Origin of the sequence: Vibrio sp. 10N.261.46.A3 (genome assembly GCF_041472995.1) — a bacterium.
Classification (GTDB): domain Bacteria; phylum Pseudomonadota; class Gammaproteobacteria; order Enterobacterales; family Vibrionaceae; genus Vibrio; species Vibrio coralliirubri.
Genome location: NZ_JBFRRH010000107.1, coordinates 1 through 23,348, shown reverse-complemented (window position 1 = coordinate 23,348; position 23,348 = coordinate 1). Strand labels below are relative to the sequence as shown.

The following is a 23,348-nucleotide window of genomic DNA, read 5'->3' as shown; positions in this document are numbered from 1 at the left end:
AAACCTGAATATTTGATTTCGAGGCATGAATTACACGTTAGTAAATAAAGAATAATCCGACTCGAAGTAAACATTTAAAATCAATAAGTTAAAAACATTTAAATCAGTAATCCGGACAACAATAACAAGGTTTTGTCGTCTCGATAAGTGGTTTTTAATTTACTTAGCATTCATTAAATGCATCGCGTTAATACATCGACTCTCACACATTTAATTCAATAAATAGGTAACGAAAATAATAAGCAACTCGCAAAGCGAACCCCTAGTGTTATTGATTGGGTTTATTTAGTGAAACGGGATAAATAGAGAACGTGCCTAAAGATAGGTTTGGAAATAAGGTGTAGAAATAAACAGCAGAGGAAAACACAAAGCAAATTGATCACCACAACACAGAGCTCACTGTGGTGATCTAGTCATACAAATTTCGGTCGTATAAGCTCTGGTCAGAAAGGTAATTAGAAGGGATATTAGATTGAACCACGATATTCGGTCGGCGTTCTTCCTGTGCGATTCTTAAACACGCGACAGAAGTAGTTCACATCCTTAAAGCCGCAACGTACTGCCACTTCATTGAGCTTGAAGTTGTACTTTTTGAGCATGAACTTAGCGCGGTCGACCCGCACACGGGTGATGTATTCTGCCAGCGTCATGTGGCCTTGTTGACGGAACATTCGCGACAAGTGATTGGATGAAATGCTAAAGCGTGAGGCAATGCTGTCTCGAGTGATTTGACGGTGGAAATTCTCTTGAATATAGATACAGATCCCTTGATACACATCTTGCACGCGGCTGTGAGATTTCTCGACAGGCGCATCCAACATCGTCTTGCTGTATTGAAGCAGAGCTTGCAGCAATAATTCGTCCATCGGCTGCTTGTTGCTCTCTCTCGCTAACGAGCTAAGCGCCTCCAAGATGTTATCAATCGCAAACCCAGAGCGAGTCTGAATACTGTGCTTTTGGATATCGTAAAAGCTCTCTTCACCTTTGCGCTTGCTCACCAAGCTTAAACCAAGCTGACGACGACCAAACAACATGCTCAGCACCGAACAGTCAGTATCCCAGTTCGGTTTGTTCCAACAGTTAGGCGGGATGAAAATCGCGTCTCCGGCTTTTGCAATAACGTTGGTGATCTTGCGATCATGACTCTCCATTTCATTAATGTACTCTCCGTCTAACACCAACTCTAAGCGCGGAAAGTTCACCTGATAGCTGCAAGCGGATGGCGTGTGAAAATCTCCAGCAAACCAGATGTTATGAAACGGTTCTCGCTCATTTAACACCGACGAGATTAAGTCATGAAATATCATTATTCGAACTCTTATGGGCAGCAATAAGGCTACGGAAATAGATATACCTGTAACTGAAACATAGCGCTATTGAGCAAAATCACAATTTGAGATCAAGGTTACAAAAATCTAGTCGTAGAACTAAATTTCCAGTGCAGAAACCGATGAGGCACGTAATTTCCCAGATAACAAAACACGCCGAACCCCTTATAAATAAAAGCTTCAATGCACGACAAACCTTGTCAATATAGGGCTAAAAACGCCCGTTCGACCGATCAAAATCACACTCCATTTATAACGCAACAATCATCCAGTAAATGCATTTTTTCTTCACTACAGAAGGTAAGCCGTAGATTCCAGAATACCCCTAACAAAATAAGAACAGAGTAGGGGTTCATTATGATCACGACATTGATCAATCAAGATTTGATTAAGCTTTCGCTTAGCGCTAATTCAAAAGAAGACGTATTTAAAGAGCTGATAGACGTGCTTTACGCACAAGGCAGAATCTCAGACAAAGCACAGTTTCTTGCCGACATTAAGGTTCGTGAAGAACAAGGTAATACCGGGTTTGAAGAAGGTATTGCTCTGCCACACGCGAAAAGCGCTGCGGTGATTAAACCCGCGGTTGTTATCGGTGTCCATCAACAGGGTATCGAGTACGGCGCAGATGACGGCCAGCCATCAAAACTATTCTTCATGATTGCCTCTCCTGATGGCGGCGATAATCACCACATCGAAGTACTGGCAGAACTTTCTTCAAAACTGATTGAAGAAGGCTTTATCGAAAGCTTCATGAATGCTCAATCTGAACAAGAAGCTTTGGAACTACTGCTTGCCAAACCTGATCCGTCAGAGACTGAAACCGACGTTGAGAAACAAGGCTTCATCATTGGTGTGACAGGCTGCCCAGCTGGTGTTGCACACACGTATTTAGCAGCCGAAGCACTAGAAAAAGGCGCGGCGGCTCTTGGCTACGACATCAAGGTCGAAACCAACGGTTCTATTGGTGTAAAGAACAGCCCAACTCAAGAAGAGATCGAACGCGCAGACGCAATAGTGGTGGCTTGTGACAAACAGGTCAACATGGCTCGCTTTGCCGGAAAACGCGTTATCAGCACCAACGTAAAAGCGCCAATCAAAGACGCGCAAGGCTTAATTCAACAAGCGCTCAATGCACCTAGCTACCAAGCAGAACAAGCTCCAACCAACCAATCTGTTGCTGAGAAAGCCTCGCAAGCGCGTTCAGACCTTTACCGTTACTTGATGAATGGTGTATCTCACATGATCCCATTCGTGGTCACAGGCGGTCTTTTGATTGCCCTAGCCTTAGCTATTGGTGGCGAACCAAGTGAGTCTGGCATGGCGATTCCTGCTGGCAGCATGTGGAACCAAATCCTAGAAGTGGGCGTGGTTGCCTTCACCCTGATGATCCCAATCTTGGCCGGCTACATTGCTTACGCGATTGCTGACCGCCCTGCTCTAACCCCTGGCTTGATTGGCGGCTGGATCGCAAACAACGGCTCTTTCTATGGCGCTGACGCAGGCACTGGCTTCATTGGTGCAATCATCGCAGGTCTATTAGTCGGCTACTTCGTTAAATGGATTACTTCGTTTAACTACCACAAGTTCGTTCAACCGCTTGTACCTATCATGATCGCTCCGATCACTGGTTCTCTATTCATCGCTGGCCTGTTCATCTTCGTTATTGGCGCCCCTATTGCGGGACTAATGGATGCGCTTACAGCACTGTTAACTAGCATGAGCACAGGTAACGTAGTTCTGCTTGGCATCGTATTGGGTGGCATGGCTGGCTTCGATATGGGTGGCCCATTCAACAAAGTAGCGTTCCTATTCTCGGTCGGCATGATTGCCAGCGGTCAAACTCAGTTCATGGGTGCAATGGCATGTGCTATCCCTGTCGCTCCGCTAGGTATGGCTATCGCAACCAGACTTGGCCGTAAGTTTGACCTGTTCGAATCTTCTGAAATCGAAGCGGGTAAAGCAGCAGGTGCGATGGGCTTAGTAGGTATCTCTGAAGGTGCGATTCCTTTCGCGGCTCAAGATCCAATGTCAGTTATCCCAGCCAACGTGCTTGGCTCAATGACTGCTGCGGTAATGGCGTTCTCGTTTGGTATCACCAACAGTGTTGCTCACGGTGGTCCAGTGGTCGCTCTACTTGGCGCAATGAACTATCCACTGCTAGCACTGTTGTGCATGGCGTCTGGTGCGGGCGTAACTGCGGTTACTTGTATCGCACTTAAAAACCTACGCAAAGCCAAGCTAGCAACAGCAGCGGCTTAAGCCATTTCAACTCCAATGGCTTGAGCCCACTCTACTCTCACATTTCATTAGATCGAGTAGAGCTCAAGCCATGTTTCCCTCCATGGTGATTTCGATGTCTGATTTTTCTTTAGCGAACGATTCGTTCGTACAACGTTTTTTCTACCCTATGACTAACGTGATTCAAAACTACGCATGGGGTAGCCCTTCTTCGTTTAGCCAACTGTTTGGTATAGATAACCAGTCTGGTGAGCCGCAAGCCGAGATCTGGATGGGCGCTCACCCTAATGGTTGCTCAATGGTGAACGACAACGGGCAGCAGACCACATTATCGAGCTTGATCTCTAAGAACCTAAACCTGTTTCTAAGTGAGAAAGTCGCAAGTCGTTTTGGTGAACTTCCGTATCTGTTTAAGGTATTAGCGGCTGAGAAAGCACTCTCGGTTCAAGTTCACCCGAACAAGCAGCAAGCCGAATCTGGCTATGCGCTTGAAGAGCAGCAAGGCATTCCGATGACGGCTGGCAACCGCAACTACAAGGATCCCAATCACAAGCCAGAACTGGTGTATGCCCTAACCGACTACACCGCGATGAATGGTTTTAGATCTATCAACGAGATCCTTGAGCACTTCCATTACCTTGATATTCCAGAGCTAAACTCTATGGTCAACGATCTCGCAGGCGACCAAACGCCTAATGGGTTAGCCAGCTTTTTCGCGAGCTTATTGTCGTTGCAAGGTGAACAAAAAAGCATGGCTCTGACCATGTTACTGATGAAGGCGAAGCTTTCTGATGCCCCTGTGTTCCAGTTGATTTCAGAGTTGGAACAGCAATATCCAGGTGATGTAGGCCTGTTTGCTCCGCTACTGTTGAACGTGATCACCTTAAAGCCGGGACAAGCCATGTATCTGGATGCCGAGACACCGCACGCTTACATTAAAGGCACGGGCTTAGAAGTGATGGCGAATTCAGACAACGTACTCCGCGCAGGGTTGACGCCTAAGTACATGGATATCAATGAATTAGTTTCTTGTACTCAATTCAATGAAAAGCCTGCGGATAGATTGCTGCTCAGCCCGATAGAGCAAGGTGATGTGATGGAATATCAAATTCCAGTCGAAGATTTTAAGTTCTCTATCGTGCAAAACTCACATCAGAGAAAGATCACCACCGAAGGTGCCGAGATTCTGCTGCCACTCGATGAATCCATGGTGCTCACTCACCAATGTGGTGAAACCTGCGTGATAGAGAAAGGCCAATCGGTGTTCATTCCCGCTTACGCTGAGAGTTACAAACTGGATTGCGTTGGACGCGTGGCGCGTGCTTACAGCTAGCTTTCCCGAGTAGATACAAACACTGATCATGCCCTGCTTTGCGGGGCATTTTTCTTCCTACAGAAAGTTATTTCAACACCGAAGTACACCATCAAATATGACTCATCTCACACTGCATTAATGATGCAAATCACACTTAATTTTGCTTGGTACAAATGTACAGTGAAGGGCTTTTATTTGCTATTTCGCGAATCGGGTTAATCCATTAATTTTAATTCAAGAACTTCAATAGTGAATGAGTTAATAAATGATCACACAGCTAACTAACGTCAACTTAATTAATAACAACCTTCAAGCGAATAATAAAAAAGAACTGTTTGAAGAATTGGCAGACATGTTATTTGAGAACAACCGAATCAGTAATAAAGAAGCCTTCTTGGCAGACATCGAAATTCGTGAATCTCAAAGCATCACCTCAATGGACGGCATCGCTTACCCACACTCAAAAAGCAAGGCGGTAACTGAGCCTGCGATTGCTGTCGGTGTTAAGCGTGAAGGTATTGAGTATGGCGATGAAGACGGCATCAACCCAACCGTGTTTTTTATGATTGCCTCACCCGATAACGGTGCTGACCATCATATTTATGTACTACAAGAACTATTTGGAAAATTCAGTGATGAATTTATTCAAGATATCCATAACGCAAAAGACGAACAACAAATCCTTAATATTTTAATTAATTCATAAGGCGTAGAAAATTATGAGCACCCTAACAACTCAAGCTACGAATACCAATAATAAAAACAGTAGTAGCGACTTTAAAAAAATCCTTAGCACCATGAAAGGCCACCTGCTTTTCGGAACCTCACACATGCTGCCTTTCATCGTAGCCGGTGGTGTTCTGCTGGCGTTAGCGGTAATGGCATCAGGCAAAGGTGCCGTACCAGCAGACGGCTTGTTGGCAGACATCTCTAATATCGGTATCAAAGGCCTTGTTCTTTTCCCAATCATTCTTGGCGGCTTTATTGGTTACTCCATTGCAGATAAACCAGCACTAGCACCTGCGATGATCTCTTCTGGCATCATGGCTGACATGGGCGGCGGCTTCCTTGGCTGTATCGTGGCAGGCTTTATCGCCGGTGGCGTGGTGTTCCAACTTAAGAAGATCCCACTTTCTGCGAACATGACGGCTCTAGGTGCGTACTTCATCTACCCGCTTCTAGGTACGTTAATCTCTGCAGGTATCGTACTGTGGGGCATCGGTGAGCCAATCAAACTGTTCATGTCTTCAATGAACGAGTTCCTAGCTTCAATGGCTGGTGCATCTAAGATGGTTCTGGGCACAATCCTTGGCGGTATGACGGCGTTTGATATGGGCGGCCCTATCAACAAAGTCGCGACCCTATTTGCTCAAACTCAAGTAGACACACAACCTTGGCTAATGGGCGGCGTTGGCATCGCGATTTGTACTCCACCTCTAGGTATGGCTCTGGCGACTTTCCTATTCAAAAACAAGTTCTCTAAACAAGAGCAAGAAGCAGGTAAAGCAGCAGCAATCATGGGCTCTATCGGTATCTCTGAAGGGGCTATCCCATTCGCAGCGAATGACCCAATGCGCGTTCTTCCTTCAATCGTAGCCGGTGGTATCGTGGGCTGTGTATTCGGCTTCATGACAGACGTTCTTCTGCACGCACCGTGGGGCGGCCTAATCACTGCGCCAGTATCAAGCAACATTCCAATGTACGTCGTCGGTATTGCGCTTGGCTCGCTAACCACAGCCGTTATCGTAGGCTTCTGGAAACCTGTAGCGGTAGAAACAGAAGAAGACATGGTTGAAGCGCCAGTACAAGCTCAAGCCGCTCCTGTAGCAGGCGAAGGCGAGTACGACATCGTAGCAGTTACATGTTGCCCTTCTGGTGTTGCACACACCTTCATGGCTGCAAAAGCACTAGAGAAAGCAGGCTTAGCCGCAGGCCTTAAGATTAAAGTAGAAACTCAAGGTCAAAACGGTATTCAGAACCGCATCACCGACCTAGATGTAGCGAACGCAAGACTGGTTATCTTGGCTCACGATATTCAAGTGAAAGACGCTCACCGCTTTGCCAATGCGAACGTGATTGAGTGTTCAACCAAAGAGGCAATGAAAAAAGCAACGACGTTAGTGGTCGCGTAACCCAAATTAAAGCAAGCTCCTAACTCAAGAGCCCTTCCCCCTAAGGGCTCTATTTTTCTCTTCTCTATGAGCTCGTTACATGCTCTTCAGTCCCCACTTCTCAGCGGTTTGCTTAAAGAAACCTTGCGTCTTTTTCAATTCAACCCAGTGGTTAATGTAGTTAATCCAAACCTGATCATCTTGTGGTAGTAGCATCGCAATTGGAGTTGGTTTACGTGGCTCTTTCACCGGAACAATCGCGAGTTGTTTAAACTTCTCTACTAAGGTTGCAGCCTCTACGTTTGAAGTCACGGAGACATCAGCGCGGCGAGCTAAAAGCTCTTGGAAATCCCGTGCCGGCGCTTCAATCACGATGTGTTGTGCCGATGGGAAGAAGTCCTTCACCATTTTTTCTTGTACTGTGCCGAGCGTGGCGGCAACTTTGATTTCTGCTTTGTCAAAGTCACTCCAATCGGAGAACTTCTCTATGTCTTTCTTTTGCACAACAGGGACAAAAGCCAGATAGAAGTACGGTTGGCTGTACCCAGCGACTTTTGCTCGAGACATGTTGAGCGAAGCGCTGCCAGTCACGTCGTATTTGTTGGCCGTGATGCCATTCACCAAGGTTTTCCAGTCTGTTGCGACGTATTCCACTTTTACGCCTAGGTCTTTAGCCAACTCAGTCGTGACATCGATATCAAAGCCGCGGTAACTGTTGGTTGCAGGATCCTTCATCGTCATTGGGTTCCAATCCCCCGTAGTACCAACGCGGAGAACTCCCGCATCTAGTATCTCTTGTAAACGACTTTGTGCATGTGCGATCTGTGTAAAAGCAAGCAGGCACATTCCTAATGCGATTAAGCTTTTTTTCATTTTTTATTCCTTTAAAGAATGCTGATTTCTAAGTGATGAATGTAGATATTCTTCTTAATTATTAACCATTAAACAGATTTGATTGTTAACATGGCAATAACAAATGGAGTTTTTGGGAGTAAATGTGAACTATCGTCACTTATCGCTAGTTTCTCTGCTGTTTCTGACAGGATGTTCAGATTATCAATGGGGATGGTATGTACTCGACCCATCGACGGAGCAGGGACGAACTAATATTCAGTTTTTGATGGCTGGTTTTAGCGAGACTATTCAGGTTTCGTTTTTAAGTATGTTTTTTGCCATGGCTCTCGGTCTATTGGTCGCCTTTCCTGCGCTTTCAAGCTCACCAGTACTCAAGGGAATTAATCGACTTTACGTAGAGGTGATTCGTTCTATCCCTGTGCTGGTATTGCTATTGTGGGTGTATTACGGAATGCCGACATTACTCGATTTCTCTTTGAACCACTTCTGGGCAGGGGTAATCGCATTGACCATTGCCGAGAGCGCCTTTATGGCTGAAGTGTTCCGTGGGGGGATTCAAGCGATTAATCGTGGGCAACATGAAGCGGCCGAATCCTTGGGATTGACCTATTGGCAAAAAATGCGATTGGTTATCCTACCGCAAGCATTCCGTCAAATACTGCCGCCCTTGGGCAATCAGTTTATTTATATCCTCAAGATGAGCTCGCTAGTGAGTGTGATTGGTTTGAGTGATTTAACAAGGCGAGCAAATGAGCTGGTGGTGAACGAATATTTACCTTTAGAGATCTATACGTTTCTGGTTTTGGAGTACCTTGTTCTTATTTTGGTGGTATCGCAAGCGGTTCGTTGGCTAGAAAAAAGGATTGCGATTCCGAGCCATTAAATGGTTCTAACCCTCAAGATCGTTCAGCTATCTCCAACAAAAAAGCCTCGAGCACAAACCCGAGTTCCTGTTGATACTCCCCCTAAGAAAAATCCCCACTCTCATCTGAGCGGGGATTTCTTTGTTTTGACTATTCGACACATCGACTTATTCAGTTAGAACTTCTTCTGTCTCTAGGTCAAACAAATGACATTGTGAGGTATTGAAATGAAGCATTGTCTCTTGCCCACTTTCCGCCATTCGGTCAGCATCAAAAGGCACGCGAGCCACCAGCTTATCTGCACCGAGTTTAAAGTAGAGATACAGCTCATTACCCATCGACTCAACCACATCAAGCCTGTGCGTTTGAGTATTCACTTCCGCCAGCGGCGCATCGTGATTCGCCAGTTGAATGTGCTCTGGACGAACACCAAACCATACCCACTCACCCATCTTTTCACGAGCGATAATCTGCTTGTCTTGTGGCAGTGTCCAACGAGTCCCACTTTCAGAGACCACGTTCATCACGCCATCAATCTCATCCAATCTCACCTTGAGAAGATTCATCGCTGGCGAACCAATAAAGCCTGCGACAAACTTGTTTGCTGGGTACTGATAAAGGTTCATTGGCGTATCGACTTGCATAATCTCACCTTGATTCAACACACAAATACGGTCACCAAGAGTCATGGCTTCCACCTGATCGTGTGTCACGTAGATCATGGTGGCGTTTTGCCCTTCTTGCTTAAGGTTATTGTGCAGCTGTGCAATGCTGACACGAGTCGACACACGCAGCTTTGCATCTAAGTTAGACAAGGGCTCATCAAACAAGAACACATCCGGCTTACGCACCATCGCTCGACCTAAAGCCACACGCTGCCTTTGTCCGCCAGACATTTCACCCGGCTTGTTGTTCAACAGGTGTTCGATATCTAGAGTTTTGGCTGCATCTTCAATTCGTTCATTGATTTCATGCTTTGGCAGCTTCTGTTGTTTAAGGCCAAAAGCCATGTTGTCGTACACCGACATGTGCGGATAAAGCGCGTAGTTCTGAAACACCATAGAGATACCACGATCTTTGGGTGGCAGCTCATTTACACGCTTATCGCCAATGTAGACATCGCCTTCTGAGATATCTTCAAGACCCGCAATCATACGAAGTGTCGTGGATTTTGCGCAGCCAGACGGCCCCACAAACACCATAAACTCGCCTTCGCGAATATTAAGATCGACACCATGCACGGCCTTAAAACCATTTGGGTAGGTTTTCTCTACCCCTCTCAGTGTGACTTCAGCCATAACCTGTCCTTAAATCAATTCGTTAAATACTATCTTTGCAATCTGTCGTTAAACGTTTTAGCCACGTTCTTGCAGTTGATTGAGCTCAAAATGGGCAACCGATGCGATAACCAGATCCGCTACTGGCTCTAACTCGCTGTGTTGAGCAGTACCTGTCAGCACGCCAACATTGCTTGCGCCTGCGTTACGGCCAAATTCCATATCCGAAACCGTGTCACCAAACATGATCACTTCATGTGGCTCAATGCCGCATTTTTCACAGAATGCATTGAGTAGTGCGGGCGCTGGCTTAGGTTCGATATCACCGTCGGAGTAACCGACATAATCAAACATCTCGCTCAAGCCAGATTGCTCGAGTGTGTAGATGGTTGAGTCTTTGGTATCCGCAGTCGCGATGCCTAAAATCATACCTTGCTGCTTGAACAGACCGAGCTTTTCGGTCACACCCGGTAGGGCTTCAATCCAGCTTGGGTTCTCTTCGACTTCGTCGTTGAACGCTGCTTTGGTCACCTTGGTGAATTCAGCGAGCGAGACATTCGGTTGCAGCATGTTGAACCACGCTGTTGCAGTATCTTCCACTGGATTTGAAGCTAATAACCCATAGTTATCAACCACATCACCCTCTACACCGATGGCCAAGAGTAACTCAGCAGGTGTGACAGTTTGATTACCTTGGTGCTGGTCACTGTAAGATTTCACACGCTCACAAGCACCACGAGAAACGTTAAGCCACATCTTGTGGAATTCTAACAATGTGCCGTCTTTATCAAATAACATCGCCTTAAACTTCATCACGGCTCATTCGCTCCATTAGCTCTCCCCAAGTACGCACTAGGGGTTGGTTAAATTCTGGTTGTTTGCCGTCGAATACGGCGTTGATGCAGCCTTCAAATTCATGCTCGTTAGATGAAGGTTGAGTACTGTTGATTGGTGCTGAAGAAAGCTCCCCACGACGAATATCGACTCGGCACCAACGGTAGCCCTCATCAATATGGATACTTTGCAGCTCATCACTCAAAGCGATTCGATCGATAATCTCGCCATCAACCACGCACTCAGCGTAGTAAGGGTTTTCTGAATCAGTGACTGCGATACGATAACTAAGTGCCTGTCCTTGAGAGTCGTTGCCCGGTAGCAAGTCACCCAAATTGATATCAAACTTCAAGCCGCAACGACGCTCTAAATACACTTGTCCGTTACGCAGACCAGACAAAATGCCTTCGCCACTCAAACCATGGCTGTATACGAAAGTTGATGGGTCGCCATAGATGGAAGGCTCATCCGATTTAGGATTACGCTCATGGGGCTCAAGGTGCGAATCACTGCCGCCAATCGCCGTAATACGCTGGCCACAATTCCACATTTCATTGAGAACCAATAACGCCTCTTCGGTCGCTTTCGGTGAGGTCGACCAAGTTGGATCGCAGCACACTTCAAACGTAGACACTTGGCTGAGTTCCACTTGATCGTAATGCCAATGCCACGGCTTCATCATCGGGTGATTAATGCCAAGGGAACTGTGTCCACCATTGTGTCCACTTCTAGCTAAGCTCAATCCGGCTTCCATGGTCGCTTGGCTGCTGTGTTCAACTTTTCTGAGATCCAAAGACTTAACCGGTCCATGCACATTGAAGTGCCCGAGATCGGTCGTGACTTCTAACGCCGGCAGAAACAAACACTGGTTTGATGCAGGTAGCTTCGGCTGACAAATGTTGTGCTCGGTGAAGAAGAAGAAATCGAGCCCTTGTGATTCAACAATACCTTTCGCTGCAGCTAAAGTATTGTGACCATCAGAAAGCTGAGTGTGGGCGTGTAAATCACCACGATACCAGCGAGAATCAGAGCTCAGCATGTGGCTATAATCGAACTCGATATCGTGGTTAGCGGTGACTGTTGGGTTCAGTTCTAGATCACTCTCAATTCCGTCAGTACCTAGGTCATTAGAATGATTAACTAACTCATCAGAGCACAGCACATCGACTTGATACTGCATTGCACGTTCGGTGCGAAACTCACCTTCGAGATTGTAAAGTTCTAAGAACCATTCGCCCGATGGAATCGCGCCGTCAATCGCGCCTAGGCCAGAATTCTGCGGTTGAATAGTGAGTGACTTGTGCGCCTTTTCAAACAACACCTTGCCACGAAATGCTTGGTTGGCATCGTAGGCCGCTGCGTATAAGAATCCTTTTTTCACCGTCGTACCAGTAATGGTTACGCAGTGAGAACCTGCTGGCACATCAAAGGGGATACGTACTCTGCCAAACGGCAGCTCACCTTGAAATTGGGTCATTGTCTTCACCAAATTCGTCCTAATTGAAGGACTGGGTAAAAAGAGGCCCACCCGAATAGATGGGCCTTTGTTAGTTCATCGCTCTTCGTTACTAATAGCCAAGAGCTAACCACTTTACAGATTAAGAACGATTCGCTCGGTCTAGTGCACGTTGTGCTTTCTTCGCCGCTTGTTTTAGCGCTTGGTCAGCTGGCACGTTTTGGATTTGAATCTGATCCGCTGCCACTTTCAGAGCGTCCATTATCTTACCGTTAGTAGGGTCTAGGAAGTCTTTGGTCGCTGTGTTCGCTTGCTTCAAAGGAATCAGAGCTTGTGGGTTATCTTTAGTGAACGCTTGGTATTCTGGTACTTCAGAAACGCTGTTACGTACAGGGATGTAACCCGTGAACATTGACCATGCCGCCGTGTTCTTCGCATTGGTGTAGAACTCAACGAACTCGAACGCACCTTTTGCTGCTGCTTCGTCTGTGCCTTTTGGCATTACGTAAACTAGCGCACCCGCTTGCGGCGCAGAAGGGTTTGATCCCCAACCTGGCTGTGTGGTTGCTGAAAGCTTAGTGAAGTCCAAATCACCTTGGTCGCCCGATGAACCGGTGTAACCCAACGCGTTATCTTTCATGACGTCATCAATGGTTTTGTACCAGTATTCCCAACCTTGACCGCCGTAGTGAATACGCATAATTTGATCATCGTGGATCCACTTACGGAAACTGTCCCACACTTCAACCCATTCAGCCGAATCGATTAGCACTGTTTTGCCATCATCACTGATGATCTTCGCGCCGTTAGAGAAAGCCGCGTCAATCATGTTGTCTTGGCCCCACATCGGCTCCCAGCCGTAAAAGGTCACGTTGCCTTTGTCATCACGTTGGGTAACTTTCTCCGCGACCTTAGCCACGCCTTGCCATGTGTTTAGGTCTTGCTCAGTAAAGCCGTTATCTGCCAATACCTGCTTGTTGTAGTAAAACACTTGAGTTGTACCGTAAGCAGGCAGGCCGATGATGGTGCCGTCGTCTGCCGTCACTTGGTCTTTAAACGCGCCAATGAAATCAGAGAAGTTGAACTCTTCATTCATGAACGGCGTTAGGTCGCGGCTCAAACCACGTCCGTGCATCGCTTCCGCACGACCTGAATCTAGCAGCACAAGTTCAGGTGCCGTTCTAGACGCTAGACCTGCTTGCAGCTTCTGGTAGGTTTCCGTGTAGTTACCTTGCAATGCTGGCTTCACCACATACTCATCTTGGCTCGCGTTGAACTCTTCGATGAGCTTAGTCATCATTTGCTGTGGCTTAGTACCACCGGAATACCAAAAGTTAACTTCGGTTGCGGCAAGAACACTGCTAGAGAACATAGACGCGCTTGCTGCGCCAGCACACACTAGTGCGAGAGTTTTTAATTTCATTTCCGTTTACTCTTTTACGCCGTTATCGGCGATACCTGAAAGAATCGTCTTTTGACAAATGACGAATAGAATTAACAAAGGCAATACTGCAATCGTGCTCGCTGCCATGATTTGCGACCAGTTCAAGCCATAGTTACCTTCGGCAATAAAGTAGTGACGAATCCCGGTCGCAATCAGGTTGAGTTCCTGAGTGGTAATAACCAAGCTTGGCCACATGTAGCTGTTGTAATTGGTAATAAAAGTGATGAGGAACAGTGTTGCGACTGCTGCTCGGCATTGCGGTAAGATGATTGCCCATAAGATCTTGAGCTCACCTGCACCATCAATTCGTGCCGCTTCAATCAACGACGGATGCACCTTGATAAACACTTGGCGTAGATAAAACACACCGAAAACCGACGCCGCGTTCGACGCCACCAATCCCATGTGTGAATCCAACAAACCCAGTCTTGCCAAGGTGATGTAAGACGGAATGTACGTCACTGCGCCCGGCAGCATGTAACAGCCCATCACGATAAAATAGAGCACGGTTTTCGAGCGAAACCTCAACTGCGTGAGTGCATAAGCAAACATCGCCGAGTTCACAATCACCAGCAGCGTAGTAAACAAGGCCACACTAAAACTGTTGAAGATGTATAAGCCAAACGGCGCGCTGTGGAAGGTTTCGACAAAGGTTTCCCAACGGAATTGCTCTGGAATCAAGTTCAGCGGGCTAGCAAAAATCTCATCATTGGTTTTCAGCGAACCTGACAGCATCCATAAGAACGGAAACACCATAATGGTTCCGCAGGCCGCTAAGAAAAGGTGCTTAGCCAGTGCGATAAACGAACGGCGATCCACTGAGCTTTTCTTTGGCACAACCTCTGATTTGGTCGCTTTCGTTTGAGCTGTGACTTTAGATTCAGCCGCTCTTTGAGTTAAGACTTGATTGGCATCCAATACTTGCGTGGTCATAATTCTGTCCTTTCAAAAATCGACTAGTAGTACACCCAGCGCTTGCCGATGTAGGTATTAATAAGTGCCAACAATCCAGTAATCAGGAATATCACTAACGATGTCGCGGCTGCCGGTCCCATTTCGTAACGCTCAAAGGCTTGTTGGTAGAACAAGTACAGCAAGGTACGAGTCTCACCACCTGGCCCGCCCTGCGTTAAGATCTGGAACTGATCGAACGCCTGCATTGCCGTGATAATGTTGACCACCACCAAGAAGAACGTGGTTGGTGAAATCAGCGGCAGTGTTATCTTTAAAAAACGCGTTAAGCTGCTGCAACCATCAATCAAAGACGCTTCGTACAGAGACTCAGGGATCTTGTTGAGCGCACTGATGTAAAACAGCATCGTCCAACCAATCGCCTGCCAAACCGTCACGATAATCACCGCAATCAAGGCTGTATTCCCGTTCTCTAACCATGGAATCGCGCTAAACCCTGCCGACTCCAACAAGTGGTTTGCTAAGCCCGACTTCGTCTCGAACACCCAAGACCAAACGATCGATACCGCGACCGTTGGCGTGATCCAAGGAGAGAAGATCACCGCACGATAGAACTGGCTGCCCTTGAAGTTTTTGTGCAGCAACATCGCAAACACAAGACCAAGAATGATTGTTGGAATCACCACTCCGACAGAGAACCAAAACGTGTTGAGCACCGCTTGAATGAACTCGTAGTCCTCAACCATGTACTCGTAATTTTCTAAACCGATGAACGAATAATCTGGCGAGATGTAATCCCAATCGGTGAAGCTGATATAAATTGAATAACCAAATGGTACGAGCCAAAAAGTAAACAGTGGCACCAACAACGGTGCGGTAAATAACAGTACCTTTAAGCGGTTTTTCATTGGTTGTGAGAAAGCACTCATGGTGACCTCGTCCTTATTTGTATGCGGTTAAACTAAGTGTTTTTTATGACAGGTTAGTAAGAGCGCCCTTCATTTTTTTTATGGCTATCCATAAGAAAATCTTTACTCCAGTTCACCGTCTTCCATCTGGTGATAAAGCCAATCACAGAAGAAATTCACCTTAGCGCTGCGACTGTGTTTAGTAATCAAATAGTGAGCAGATTCAGCTGGCATCGAGGATTCGCTTGCCAATACAAGGTCTTCTTTCTTGAGTAATTCAGACACCGCGAGCGAACGCACCAGCAACATTCCAATGCCATGTTTGACCGCTTCTAAGGCATGCAGAGAGTTACTCACTTCGAGCAGAACCTTAGGTAATGTCATCTCGAATTGGTTATGCCCAAGCCATTGCAGCCAGTTCTCTCGATAGCCTTTAACCTGAACCGTCGGCAGAGCAGCAAAGTCATGCTTGCTGAGTAATTCTTGATGCTCGGATTTGAAGTGAGGGCTGCACACTAACTGCCAATGCTCTTGAAACAGTCGCTCACAGTGGGTGTCTTCGCTTTCAACCTTGCCGTTGGTCAGTTCGATATCGACATTCTGACAAGGGTTGGTTGATGGCCAGTCCACCAGCTGAATATCGAGCCTGATAAAAGGGTATTTTTGATAAAAGGATGGCAGGCGAGGTAACAGCCAGTTATGGCAAAAGGTGTGGTTAACGCGCAGGCTCAACACATCGGTTTCTTTTTCTCCGAACAGGATTTGAGTCTGCAATTTCAGGTGAGCGAGTGAGCCCGCCACAATCGGTTGATAATGCTGAGCCGCTGACGTCAGCTTTACGCCTTTAGAGCTGCGTTCAAACAAGGTGGTATCGAGGAAGGTTTCTAAACTTTTGAGCTGTTGGCTAACCGCCGCTTGCGTGACACAAAGCTCTCGAGCAGCTGCGCCAATGGAACCAAGACGAGCAACAGCTTCGAACGCAACAAGAGCGCGTAGAGGGGGTAACATAGCTTCACCTGATTGAAATAAAAGTGAAAAATACTTCAATCAGGTTTCAGTTTTTTGCGGTTACCGTTACAGATTAATGACGAAGGGACGTTGATCAGATATTTATGATCAACGTCCCTTTTCTTCTATTTCATATTGTTATGCGAAATGCCAGAACTCGCATCCGGCCTATCTATTCTTTGATGTAGAGATCTTTAGAATAGATGCGCCCTTCCACGTTGTTCTTTGCAAAGCCACCCACACTTGGTCGTACTAGACGAGCCTGCATGTAGTAATAGATGGGTGCGATAGGCATATCTTCAGCCAGTAACTGCTCTGCTTGATCATAGAAACCTTGACGATCTTGCTCGTTGGTTGCTGACAGTGCGCTGTCCATTGCAGCGTCGTAGTTGTCATTGTTGTAACGCGCAAAGTTACCTGAAGACTCAGAGCGCAATAAGCTCAAGAAGGTTGACGCTTCATTGTAATCACCACACCAAGAAGCTCGCATCACATCAAAATCACCTTGGCGACGTGATACTAGGTAAGATTTCCACTCTTGGTTTTCCAACTCAACTTGCGCGCCTAAATTGCCTTTGAGCATGGAAGCAATCGCCACTGCAATCGACTTGTTCGACTCACTGGTGTTGTAGAGCAGTTTGAAATCCAATGGGTTAGCTGCATCGTACCCCGCTTCTTTCAACAGCTCTTTTGCCTTTTGGTCACGCTCCTTTTGAGTCCATGTGCTGTATTCAGGCTGAGTCGCATCAAAGCCAGCCGTGTACTCATGAGCAAAGGTATAAGCCGGTAGGTTACCCACCTGAGTGACACCATTGGTAATGACATCACGCATCATCGAATAAGACACCGCTTTACGTACTCGCGCGTCATCGAATGGAGGTCGCGTGGTATTGAACGCATAGTAATAAGTACACAACAGAGGCACCGCGGTAAATGCATCTTGGTATTTGCTTTTAAGCTGCTGCGCCATATGTGTCGGCACATCAGACGTAATATCGACCTCGCCCACCGCATAACGGTTAATCGAAGCGTTTTGGTTTTCGAACGGAATGTAAGTCACCTGGGTTAGGTTGGTATCTGAACTGTCCCAGTAGTTAGGATTCTTCTTCAGTTCAATGCGTTCGTTAACCACCCACTCGTCCAACACAAACGCGCCATTACCGACAAACTGCTTAGGGTCACTCCACGGCTTATCGCTATTTTCTAGCGTTGCCTTATGAACAGGCATCATGGATGTGTGGCCTGTCATCGCAACAAAGTACGGCACTTTGCTATCGAGTTCGAACTTCACCGTGTGCTTGTCTGCGGCAGAGATACCTAACTCTTCAACGGGCTTCTTGCCTTCGGCTACGTCTGCAATGTTGTTGATCTTGGTGAGCTTGAGATACCACACGTTTGGCGAAGCGAGTTTCGGGTCGACCGCGCGTCTTATCGCGTATACGAAATCATCGGCCGTCACCGGATCGCCATTCGACCATTTCGCGTCTTTACGCAGATGGAATACAAACGTCTGGTTGTCTTCGGTTTCCCAAGATTCCGCAACTCCTGGGGTGATATTGCCATCGCGATCTTGAATCACTAAACCTTCAAATAGGTCACGTAAAATGTGCATTTCCGGCAAGCCTTCTGCTTTTGCAGGATCAAGCGTCGCCGCTTCTGCATCGTTCGCGCGAACTAAATGCTGGTCTTTTGCCAGCGAAACACCGGCAGGTAAGGTTTCAGCAACGGCAGTTACTGATATAAAAGGGGTCAAGAAAGATGAAATGAGTAAAGCCGTTGAATGTTTTTTAAAATCCATGTTTGTTTGCTCTCCTAGCCTATCTTTGAAGCAAGTAATAAAATTAACAATGCGACGGTTGACGAGTTTTGACGCTATGGTTTATTTAAAGGGGTTCATCTAATGGACTTAGTTAATGATTAATATAGCCAATAGTGAATACTTGATAGTACTTGATCAATCAGGAGATTAAGGTGAGTTTAATTCCAAGAACGGAAAGAGCTGCGTTTTCAATAAAGCCGCTGTCATATGGAAAATCAGTGTTGGGTGCGCCTTTGCTCTATTTCCCCGCGCAAATAGAAAGCGAATCTCGCGGGCTGATTTTAGCAGGCACACACGGTGATGAAACCGCTTCAATCGCGGGATTGTCTTGCGCCCTGAGAAGCTTGCCCGCCGCCAATTTACGACACGATGTGATCCTGTCGATGAACCCAGATGGCAATCAATTAGGCACACGCGCTAACGCAAACCAAGTTGATCTGAACCGCGCCTTTCCGACTCAAAATTGGACAGCAAACGGCACCGTCTATCGCTGGAGTTCTCACACCCCAGTAAGAGATGTAAAAGTGAAAACAGGCCAAGCTGATCAACTCGAACCTGAAGTGCAATCGCTCATCAACCTCATCGAACAGCGCCAGCCTAAATTCGTCATATCTTTTCACGAACCACTCGCCATGGTCGATGACCCCGATCAATCAGAACTCGCCATTTGGCTAGGCAAGCAGTTCAACCTACCGCTCGTTGAAGACGTGGATTACGAAACCCCAGGCTCATTCGGCACATGGTGCCAAGAAAGAAACCTGCCATGCATTACCGTAGAACTACCGCCAGTTTCTGCGGATTTAACTATAGAGAAGTATTTGGATGCGTTTGTGGAGGTGTTGGGGTGTGAGGAAAGCTAGCCCAAAATACATGGGCTTCACTTCAAATGCCTGCCGCCATCAAGGTGCAAAGTCCTTCCTGTCATATAGTGACTAGCCAAAACAAACTTGATGCCATCTATCACTTCTTCAAAGCCTGCCTCTGTAGGAATCAGTGCCTTTTTCAGAGCTTTGGTCTTGTACGCCTCGTCGTCATGTTCATTGAATTTGATCATGGCTGGAGAGACAGTATTGACTTTCACCTTGGGAGCCATCATCGCTGAGAACGACAGCGTCAGGTTGTTGAGCGCAGCTTTACTGGCCGCGTAAGCGATGTGTTTTTTACTGCCTTTTTCCGCAACGTAATCACTGATGTGGATGATGTCCGACGTTTTATCGCCAGACATTAGTTGGTCTTTGAGCGTTAAATTAACCAGATAAGGCACGGTCGCGTGAACCGTCATCATCTGGTTCATGATTTGTAATGCGTTTTCACGGGGATTTTCTTTGTTCTCCGGCTGCCAATCGGAAGCATTATGGATGATGGCTCGGAGCGCCTTATATTCTTGACCAACGTAATGAAGAAAACCCTCTAGGCTGCTTTGTTGATAAAAGTCTACCTGTTGCAAGTCTGCTCCATTGTCGCGCAGTAATTGCAGATGAGGGTAGTCGCTTCGGTAAGTGCCAACCACATTGTATCCGTCATATAAAAGTTGCTGCGCCAGAGCGAACCCTAAACGCTTCCCTACTCCAGTTATTAGAATCGTCTCACTCATCGTAAAAACTCAGCTCTGGTTTGAGGGTTAGTTTTGAAGCTGCCACCAAGCGCGGTTGTGGTGGTTTCAGAGTTAGCGTCCATAACGCCTCTCGATTTAACGCAGTAGTGAGTTGCTTTAATCGTCACAGCCACATTTTCTGTTTCAACCAGAGCCTGTATTGCGACCAAGATTTGCTGAGTAAGGCGTTCTTGAACCTGCGGGCGCTGAGCGAAGAATCGAACAATCCGGTTTATTTTAGACAGCCCGAGAATCTTGGATTCAGGGATATAAGCCACTTGTGCTAAACCATCAATGGTAATGAAGTGATGCTCGCACGTAGAAGTTAAATTGATGTCTGATACCTTAACCATTTCATCAACCGACATTTTGTTGTCGATAACACTGATTTTTGGGAAGTTATTGTAGTCGAGCCCTGAAAATATCTCGTGAACGTACATCTTTGCAATGCGATGAGGTGTTTCAGCGAGACTGTCATCAGTTAAATCCAGCCCAAGCGTACTGACAACTTCCGTTAAAAGTCCTTTGATGCGGTTGTACTTCTGGTCGGGGTTCATTTCGCTCGATGTCATCGGAGTTTCTAGCCCCTTTTCGAGCAAAGCTTCTCTTACTTTTTCAGCTTCTGTGGTTAGCATTGAGTCGCTCCTTATGAATTAACCTTCAAGTTCTGCTTCATAGCTCAGGGTGAGCGAGACGGAATCGGCGAAACGTAGAGCATGAGGCTTGTCGATTCTCACTTGAGCGTATCGGACCCATGAATGGTCGATACAAATACCGAGTACGTCACTGGTTAACTTTTCTAAAAGCAGAAACCGTCCAGATTCAACATGTTCAATAATTTTTTTGCAGATATTTTTATAGTTAAGTGCGTTCTCCACATCATCAGAGAGGCAAAGGTTGTTTGCGGGGTAATGGATCTCCGCATTTATGACAATATCTTGCTGCTTGGTTTTTTCTTCTTCGTTGAAGCCGATGAAGGTTCTTAATCTGAGATTTGTGATGGTGATAATCGCATTGTGATTCATAACAGTTTCCGATCCTTAGAAGGTAGAGTGAGTTACGTGCCTGTTAGAGGAAAAGATCAATAAAGCTCAAGCGTTCTGTTTAAAGCAGTTACAGGGACTAAGTGAAACTGATCTTAAAAGGTATAAGTTCGGTTTTCTGACTCAGCTGATCGAAGTTGTTCCAAAGATGCTGAAAAGAGATATCTTGACTGGGATGACGTTCTTGCGCGGCAACATCGACTAATGGTCGAAGTACAAAAGCGTACTCGGTGATTTCACCTCGAGGCAGCTCTACTCCATCAATAATGCCGACTTCGTTACCGTAGAGAAGGATATCGAGATCCATCGTGCGCGAAGCGTATTGTTTAGTTTCACGCTTGCGATCATTCTCCAATTCTATTTGATGCAGAACCTTAGCCAGTTCAGCGACGGAGAGATCACATTCGAATCCTACGACTAGGTTTAGGAAGTTGTCTCCTTCAAAACCAACAGGCTCACAATCGTAGAAATTTGAAATGTGTAGAGGTGCAAAGCGGCTATTCAATGCTTTGAGAGATTCTGTGACGTGATGTTCGCGGTTAATGTTGCTTCCGATGCTGACATAGACGGTAGCCATAATGTTTTCTCCCTTTTAACGAACCTCTTACGTTGTAAGTCGCTAGGAAGATCAGCTATGTATCCATTTGATGTCGGGAGGGTAAAAGAAAATCTCCCGACAACTCATATTGAGATCGGTTCTAAGTCGGAAAGGGGGACTTTTGAACTAGAAAATGCCACGGGCGAAAATTCAGCTTATGAAGGTTCTGGACAGAAACGATTTAGGGAATGATGGTAAACCGTTGCTATCAGATTAGTAAAAGTATCTTGAAAGCTTAAATGCTTGTATGGTTTATGAGCAAAAGTACGTACCATGCTCTACGTCATGAGCAACCCTTTCCTCATAGCCCAACAAACTCCAAACCTTAAGTAAACTCGATGAAGCTATCCCTTTACAATAAGAATCTCCACCAGAATAGATCAAACCATCTTTTTCGCTTGGGACTGTACAGCGAAAAATGAATGCCCCATACGATGATTTATCCATTTCAGATTGACAATTTACCGCCAGATTTTCAATTTTAAATTCGGGGTGAAATCTCACAGAGTTGTGGACTAGATTAGTGACATCTATGACCAAAATTGTAGAGTCGTTTGCATACTTCTTATTAGACTTAGTACGAATGGCACTATTAACTTTTAAATATAGATTCTGTGGTTTTTCTTGAACTATATGACAACTTGTCGTCTCAATATATGCTCTCTGATTTGCATCAACATTAAACTCAAAGTCTGGAGATTCTCGGTTTTTGTAAGGCACCCCTTTTCTGATAAAAAAACTAGCTAGCGAAATTTCAAACCGTATACCAACATATTGGCTGACTCGATTGCAATTTCTCAATTGTTTCTTAAATTGAGAAAAATTCTGCTCAGAATTATCTCGTATTGACTTTAAGTCTGTCATAAGAGTAAACAAACGTTTTAACTCAAAGTCGCGATTATAGTAATTTCGATTACGGTGAAACTCCAAAATCTCAGCAAAACATTTTTCTACTGGACTTCGAGAGGTGACCTTACCGCCTTTGAGCAACTCGGTCGAAAGTAGTTCAGACAAATCTTGTATCAGCGCTGACATCCGTCCCAAAAACTCCTGCTCAGGAATTTCATTTCGGTATGGCAGTCGATTATAAGTTGTTCTTGCGTCCAAATTTTTCTCCTGTAAACCTAATGCTACTTAAGCGGCTAATGGTCGCCTTTCATATTCACATGATGCCGTCTTTCATGTGCCAGTTCAATTTGCAATCAATAAGTTGGTGGCTTTATTGTGAGCTTAGAAGGTTGAGTGACGTTTAATTTCATTATCTTCTAAGTTCGGATAACTTTTGGTAGGGAAAACTAACGTTAACACTATGAATGAGTACTTACTCTGAATGAAAAAGGGGCAAAGCCTTGCTAGCGATGATCGCGCTGAGAAACCTATGGACAAAAGTAAGTTAGGTTGATGACTCTAACTAATACTGCGTAGATTAGGAAAAGTGTAATGCCTTTCTTGTCCAAGTTGGTGAGTATGTGCTGGGCTCAGTGTTCCTAATACACGCAAACGTTGAAAGACTCAAAGTAGGTAGCCCACACAATCGAAACTATAGAACCATTTGTTTTTGAAAACCGCTCTCCCACCGACAACGAATTAAGGAATGAGAGCCCTTACTAAAACTTCAGCTCTCACAAGGTCTAATCTTAATCTGACCTGCTAAGAGCTATTCTATGTTCCAAGTACACTGCATTTCGGTCTTCAGAAGAAAATAATGTAACAGGTCCAGAATCTGACTCTTATACACAAAT

At 45.9% G+C, this 23,348-nt stretch carries 21 protein-coding genes; 6 read left to right on the top strand and 15 right to left on the bottom strand.

Going from position 1 to position 23,348, the window contains the following annotated elements:
* Nucleotides 1-467 precede the first annotated feature (467 nt).
* Entirely contained in the window at nt 468-1,307 is an 840-nt protein-coding gene (locus AB4484_RS21635; RefSeq protein WP_050712571.1) for a helix-turn-helix transcriptional regulator, read from the bottom strand.
* Between the two features lie 378 nt (nt 1,308-1,685).
* On the opposite strand from AB4484_RS21635, the gene AB4484_RS21630 reads away from it, so the two are divergent.
* From AB4484_RS21630 to AB4484_RS21615, 4 genes are all read left to right on the top strand, one after another.
* Nucleotides 1,686-3,590: a fructose-specific PTS transporter subunit EIIC gene (locus tag AB4484_RS21630; protein WP_372080346.1), complete on the top strand. Its 1,905-nt coding sequence runs from the start codon at nt 1,686-1,688 to the stop codon at nt 3,588-3,590.
* A gap of 94 nt (nt 3,591-3,684) precedes the next feature.
* Nucleotides 3,685-4,902: a mannose-6-phosphate isomerase, class I gene (gene manA, locus AB4484_RS21625; RefSeq protein ID WP_372080344.1), complete on the top strand. Its 1,218-nt coding sequence runs from the start codon at nt 3,685-3,687 to the stop codon at nt 4,900-4,902.
* Nucleotides 4,903-5,149: 247 nt separating this feature from the next.
* The gene (locus AB4484_RS21620) at nt 5,150-5,590 is read left to right on the top strand and encodes a PTS sugar transporter subunit IIA (RefSeq protein ID WP_050651341.1); all 441 of its coding nucleotides are present in this window, start codon (nt 5,150-5,152) and stop codon (nt 5,588-5,590) included.
* Nucleotides 5,591-5,603: 13 nt separating this feature from the next.
* Nucleotides 5,604-7,016 carry a fructose-specific PTS transporter subunit EIIC gene (locus tag AB4484_RS21615; RefSeq protein WP_372080343.1) on the top strand — a complete coding sequence of 471 codons (1,413 nt, stop codon included), beginning with the start codon at nt 5,604-5,606 and terminating at the stop codon, nt 7,014-7,016.
* 75 nt (nt 7,017-7,091) lie between these two features.
* Here AB4484_RS21615 and AB4484_RS21610 read toward each other — a convergent pair whose 3' ends face one another.
* The gene (locus tag AB4484_RS21610; protein ID WP_050651339.1) at nt 7,092-7,868 is read right to left on the bottom strand and encodes a transporter substrate-binding domain-containing protein; all 777 of its coding nucleotides are present in this window, start codon (nt 7,866-7,868) and stop codon (nt 7,092-7,094) included.
* Nucleotides 7,869-7,992: 124 nt separating this feature from the next.
* Between AB4484_RS21610 and AB4484_RS21605 the strand changes: the two genes are divergently transcribed.
* A complete protein-coding gene (locus AB4484_RS21605) occupies nt 7,993-8,733 on the top strand; it encodes an amino acid ABC transporter permease (RefSeq protein WP_050651404.1) in 741 nt (246 codons plus the stop codon).
* Between the two features lie 147 nt (nt 8,734-8,880).
* On the opposite strand, the gene AB4484_RS21600 is transcribed toward AB4484_RS21605, so the two are convergent.
* The 8 genes from AB4484_RS21600 to AB4484_RS21565 form a co-directional block, all read right to left on the bottom strand.
* Nucleotides 8,881-10,011, bottom strand: a complete 1,131-nt coding sequence (locus AB4484_RS21600; protein WP_050651338.1) for an ABC transporter ATP-binding protein — start codon at nt 10,009-10,011, stop codon at nt 8,881-8,883.
* A gap of 57 nt (nt 10,012-10,068) precedes the next feature.
* Nucleotides 10,069-10,803, bottom strand: a complete 735-nt coding sequence (locus tag AB4484_RS21595) for an HAD family hydrolase (protein ID WP_136982606.1) — start codon at nt 10,801-10,803, stop codon at nt 10,069-10,071.
* The gene (locus AB4484_RS21590) at nt 10,793-12,301 is read right to left on the bottom strand and encodes a CehA/McbA family metallohydrolase (RefSeq protein WP_372080340.1); all 1,509 of its coding nucleotides are present in this window, start codon (nt 12,299-12,301) and stop codon (nt 10,793-10,795) included. The genes AB4484_RS21595 and AB4484_RS21590 overlap by 11 nt, the downstream gene beginning before the upstream one ends.
* 121 nt (nt 12,302-12,422) lie before the next feature.
* Entirely contained in the window at nt 12,423-13,703 is a 1,281-nt protein-coding gene (locus AB4484_RS21585) for an extracellular solute-binding protein (RefSeq protein WP_048613018.1), read from the bottom strand.
* A 6-nt stretch (nt 13,704-13,709) separates the two neighbouring features.
* Nucleotides 13,710-14,657, bottom strand: a complete 948-nt coding sequence (locus tag AB4484_RS21580; protein ID WP_105058808.1) for a carbohydrate ABC transporter permease — start codon at nt 14,655-14,657, stop codon at nt 13,710-13,712.
* Nucleotides 14,658-14,680: 23 nt separating this feature from the next.
* Entirely contained in the window at nt 14,681-15,565 is an 885-nt protein-coding gene (locus AB4484_RS21575; protein WP_017074494.1) for a carbohydrate ABC transporter permease, read from the bottom strand.
* 102 nt (nt 15,566-15,667) lie between these two features.
* Entirely contained in the window at nt 15,668-16,552 is an 885-nt protein-coding gene (locus AB4484_RS21570) for a LysR substrate-binding domain-containing protein (protein ID WP_372080338.1), read from the bottom strand.
* A gap of 172 nt (nt 16,553-16,724) precedes the next feature.
* Nucleotides 16,725-18,350 carry an ABC transporter substrate-binding protein gene (locus AB4484_RS21565; RefSeq protein WP_372080336.1) on the bottom strand — a complete coding sequence of 542 codons (1,626 nt, stop codon included), beginning with the start codon at nt 18,348-18,350 and terminating at the stop codon, nt 16,725-16,727.
* Between the two features lie 173 nt (nt 18,351-18,523).
* Between AB4484_RS21565 and mpaA the strand changes: the two genes are divergently transcribed.
* On the top strand, nt 18,524-19,231 hold the full coding sequence (gene mpaA, locus AB4484_RS21560) for a murein tripeptide amidase MpaA (protein WP_372080334.1): 708 nt from the start codon (nt 18,524-18,526) through the stop codon (nt 19,229-19,231).
* A gap of 17 nt (nt 19,232-19,248) precedes the next feature.
* Here the strand turns inward: mpaA and folM are convergent, their stop codons facing one another.
* From folM to AB4484_RS21535, 5 genes are all read right to left on the bottom strand, one after another.
* Nucleotides 19,249-19,965 carry a dihydromonapterin reductase gene (gene folM, locus AB4484_RS21555; protein ID WP_372080332.1) on the bottom strand — a complete coding sequence of 239 codons (717 nt, stop codon included), beginning with the start codon at nt 19,963-19,965 and terminating at the stop codon, nt 19,249-19,251.
* Complete coding sequence (folE, locus tag AB4484_RS21550) at nt 19,962-20,600, bottom strand: GTP cyclohydrolase I FolE (RefSeq protein WP_048612995.1); 639 nt, start codon at nt 20,598-20,600, stop codon at nt 19,962-19,964. Before folE ends, folM begins: the two co-directional genes overlap by 4 nt.
* A gap of 18 nt (nt 20,601-20,618) precedes the next feature.
* Nucleotides 20,619-20,990, bottom strand: a complete 372-nt coding sequence (gene folX, locus AB4484_RS21545; RefSeq protein WP_372080330.1) for a dihydroneopterin triphosphate 2'-epimerase — start codon at nt 20,988-20,990, stop codon at nt 20,619-20,621.
* Nucleotides 20,991-21,087: 97 nt separating this feature from the next.
* Nucleotides 21,088-21,585, bottom strand: a complete 498-nt coding sequence (folK, locus tag AB4484_RS21540) for a 2-amino-4-hydroxy-6-hydroxymethyldihydropteridine diphosphokinase (RefSeq protein WP_372080329.1) — start codon at nt 21,583-21,585, stop codon at nt 21,088-21,090.
* A gap of 273 nt (nt 21,586-21,858) precedes the next feature.
* The gene (locus tag AB4484_RS21535) at nt 21,859-22,713 is read right to left on the bottom strand and encodes a hypothetical protein (RefSeq protein ID WP_372080327.1); all 855 of its coding nucleotides are present in this window, start codon (nt 22,711-22,713) and stop codon (nt 21,859-21,861) included.
* Nucleotides 22,714-23,348: the final 635 nt, after the last annotated feature.